This window comes from Modestobacter excelsi (assembly GCF_005930495.1).
Taxonomy (GTDB): Bacteria; Actinomycetota; Actinomycetes; order Mycobacteriales; family Geodermatophilaceae; genus Modestobacter; species Modestobacter excelsi.
In genome coordinates this window covers 1-3,761 of record NZ_SJEX01000149.1, presented here as the reverse complement: position 1 = coordinate 3,761, position 3,761 = coordinate 1, and the positions used below count along the sequence as shown (strand labels likewise).

Annotated in this window: 2 protein-coding genes; both read right to left on the bottom strand. The window is 74.8% G+C overall.

The features are described 5' to 3' along the window. Window positions 1-85: 85 nt before the first annotated feature. Complete coding sequence (locus tag FHL80_RS24920) at window positions 86-2,731, bottom strand: family 78 glycoside hydrolase catalytic domain (protein ID WP_138736012.1); 2,646 nt, start codon at window positions 2,729-2,731, stop codon at window positions 86-88. After that, window positions 2,728-3,747 carry an oligopeptide/dipeptide ABC transporter ATP-binding protein gene (locus tag FHL80_RS24915; RefSeq protein ID WP_138736011.1) on the bottom strand — a complete coding sequence of 340 codons (1,020 nt, stop codon included), beginning with the start codon at window positions 3,745-3,747 and terminating at the stop codon, window positions 2,728-2,730. The genes FHL80_RS24920 and FHL80_RS24915 overlap by 4 nt, the downstream gene beginning before the upstream one ends. Window positions 3,748-3,761 lie beyond the last annotated feature (14 nt).

Genomic DNA, 3,761 nt, shown 5'->3' with positions numbered 1-3,761 from the left:
TGCCGCACCCCGTCGTCCCGCAGGGTGGGCTCGGGCGGGGTGAGGAACCGGGCGGGGCCGGCCCACTCGGGTGCTTCGGTGCTCATCAGGCGTTCTCCAGCTCGCAGGTGACGGTGTGCTCGCCGGGTCCGGCGGCGGAGCTGGTGCCGTCGGGCAGCACCACCTCGGCCTCGGTGCCGGCCGGGACGACGACGTGCAGCTCGAAGCGGTCGCCGTCCCGCGACCAGGACGACGAGATCCGGCCGTACGGCGACTCGTGCGCCGCCTCGGCGGAGGTGAGCCCGCCGCCGGGCCGGGGCTGCACCCGGAACCGGCGGTAGGCGGGATCGGTCAGTTCGATGCCCGCGGTGTAGCGGTGCAGGAAGGACACGACCGCGCCCTTGGAGTAGTGGTTGAGCGACTCGTACGGGACGCCGTCGGCGGAGACACCGTTCCACCGCTCCCACACCGTGGTCGCCCCCCGGTCGACCATGACCAGCCAGCCGGGCTCGGAGTCACTGAGCAGCAGCTCGTAGGCGACGTCGAGGTGCCCGGTGTCCGCCAGCACCGGGAGCAGGTACGGCGTGGCCAGGAAGCCGGTGCCCAGGTGGGTGTCGGCCTTGCGGATCAGCTCGACCAGCCGGTCGGCGACCGCCGGGCGCAGCTCGGTGGGCACCAGGTCGAAGGCCAGGGCGCGCACGTGGTCGGCCTGGGTGTCGGGCACCAGCCGGCCGTCGTCGTCCAGGTACTCGGCCTGCCAGGCGGCGCGCACCTCGGCGGCCAGCCCGGCGTACCGGTCGGCGTCCTCGGTGCGCCCGAGCACGGCGGCGATCCGGGACATCAGGCCGGCGCTGTGCGCGTACCAGGCGGTGGCGACCTCACCCTTGTCGGCCGCCACGAAGGCGCCGAAGTCGCCGATCTCCTCCCCCGGCACCAGCCACTCGCCCCAGTGGAAGCCGGTGTCCCAGAGGAACTGCTCGTGCGGCGCGGGCTCGGGTCGCGCCGCGGCGCGGTCGGGGTGCCGCTGGTCGCGGGCCATCCGCTCGGTGCGGTCCAGCCAGCCGACCATGGTCGGCCACAGCTCGTCGAGCACCTGGACGTCGCCGTAGGCGCGGTACAGCTCCCACGGCACGACCACCGCGGCGTCGCCCCAGCCGGCCGAGCCGTTGAGGAAGGCGACCGGGCCGTCCCGCCCCTCGTCCTTGGAGGCCGGGCTGATGTTCCCGACCGTGCCGTCGGGCCACTGGTCGGCGGCGACGTCGCGCAGCCACTTGGTGGAGAACCCGGCGACGTCGTAGAGGAAGGCGGCGGTCGGCAGGTACAGCTGCCAGTCGCCGGTCCAGCCGGCGCGTTCGCGGTGCGGGCAGTCGGTGGGGATGTCGCAGACGTTGTCCCGCAGGCTCCACCGCGCCGCCTCGTGGAAGCGGTCGACCCGCTCGTCGCTGCAGGAAAACCACCCGGTGCGCCGCAGGTCGGTGTGCACGACCACGCCGCGGACGTCGTCGACGGTGAGCTCGTCGGGGTGGCCCTCGATCCGGGCGTACTGGAAGCCGTGCGTCGTCCGGCGCGGCTCGAACACCTCGCCCGGGACGCCGGCGGAGACCACCACGTCGACCTGGCCGGCGGACAGCGGTTCCGGGAGGAAGGGCACCGCGGGGCGCAGGTGGTCGGTGGTGACGTCGCCGTCGGGGCCGAGCCACTCGCCGTGGGTGATCGTGAGCCGGGTGTTCGCCGGGCCGAGGTCGGTCAGCCGCAGCCAGCCGTTGACGTTCTGCCCGAGGTCGACGACGTGCGCGCCGCTCGGCAGCCGGGTGACCGACACCGGCACGATCTCCTCGACCCGGCGCACCACCGGGGCGGGCGAGTCGACCAGTCCTGCGTACTCGTGAAAGACCACGCCGACGGGCGCCCATGCCGCGTCGTCGAAGCCGGCGGTGTCCCAGCCGCGGGGCAGCCGCCGCAGGTCGACCTGCTCGCCGGCGATGAGGTCGGCGGCGACCACGTGACCCTCGGCGCTGCGCCAGCCCGACCCGGTGCCGACGACGGTGACCTCGCCGTCGGGGTGGGTGAGCTCCAGCTGGCCGAGGAACGCCAGCCGGTCGCCCCACTGGTCGGCGGCCCGGACGATGCCGATCTGGCCGCGGAACCAGCCGTCGGCCAGCACGACGGCGAGGGCGTTCCGGCCGGCCCGGACCGAGCCGGTGACGTCGATGGTCTGCACCTGCAGCCGGACGTCGTACTGGGTGAAGCCGGGCGTGAGCTCGGCGTCCCCGGCCCGCTCGCCGTTGACGAAGGCCTCGTACAGCCCCTGCGCGGTGGCGTGCAGCCGCGCCGAGACGACGGGTCGGTCGACGTCGAACTCGAACCGCAGCAACGCGGCCGGTCGCTCGCCCTTCGGGCCGGCGGGCATCGTCCCGGGCTCGATCCAGCCGGCCTGCCAGTCCTCGGCCCACAGCAGGCCGGTCTCGAACCAGCAGGCCTCGGACGCCGGGCTCTCGCCCAGGTCGGTGCGGACGGCGACCTGCCACTGCACCCGCTGGGCGGACGCGAGCGGCGGACCGGCGTACGGCAGCAGCAGGCTCTGGTCGGACTCGACCCAGCCGGTGTCCCAGCCATTGTCGGCGGTGAGCCGGTACGCCTGCTGCTCCCGGGCGCCGTCGGGCAGCCGCCAGGACAGCCGCGGCGCGGACGTCCGGATGCCGAGCGCCTCGTCGAGGTGCTCGACGCGGAGGCGGGTGGGCGCAGTCGTCACAGAGCCGGGACCCGCTCCGCGTGGTGGCAGGCGGCCAGCGTCTCGTCGACCAGCCGCAGCGCCGGGCGCTGGGAGACGCAGACGTCGGTGGACAGCGGGCAGCGGGGCACGAAGGGGCACCCGGTCGCCGACGCGGCGGCGGCACCGGCCGTGCCCATGCCGAGCGCCTCGCGGGCGGCGCGGCGGGCGGCCTGCTCGGCCGGGCGCGGCACCGGCGCGGCCGAGGTCAGCGCCACGGTGTACGGGTGCCGCGGCGCGGAGTTGACCGCCTCGACCGGGCCGGTCTCCATGACCTGCCCCCGGTAGAGCACGACCGTGCGCTGGGACAGGAACCGGACGACACCGAGGTCGTGCGCGATGAACAGGAAGGACAGGCCGCGCTGGTCGCGCAGGTCGGCGAGCAGGTTCAGCACGGTCGCCTGGGTGGACAGGTCCAGGGCGGAGACCGGCTCGTCCAGCACGACGACCTTCGGGTCGCAGACCAGCGCCCGGGCGATCGCGATCCGCTGTCGCTGGCCGCCGGAGAACTGGGCGGGGTAGCGGTCGACGGCGTCGCCGGGCAGCCCGACGGACTCCACACCGGCCCGGGCCCGCCGCAGCGCCTCGGCACCGCCGACGCCCATCAGCCGCAGCGGCTCGACCAGCGTCTGACCGATGGTGCGCGCCGGGTTGAGCGAGGAGTAGGGGTCCTGGAACACCACCCGCAGGTCGGCGACCTGCCGGCTGCGCTGCTTGAGCGACATCGCGGTGATGTCCTGCCCGTTCACCCGCACCGTGCCCGACGACGGCTTCTGCAGGCCGAGCAGCGCCTTGCCGATCGTCGACTTGCCCGACCCGGACTCCCCGACCAGGCCGAGGGTCTCCCCCGGCGCGATGTCGAAGCTGACGCCGTCCACGGCCGGTGCGGCGTTGCGGGCCTTGCGCCCGGAGCCGTAACGGACGACGAGGTCACGCACCTCGAGGGCGGGCACCGTGCCCACGCGGGACACGGCAGTGGCGCCGGCAGCGGCGGTCATGAGAGGGCTCCAGC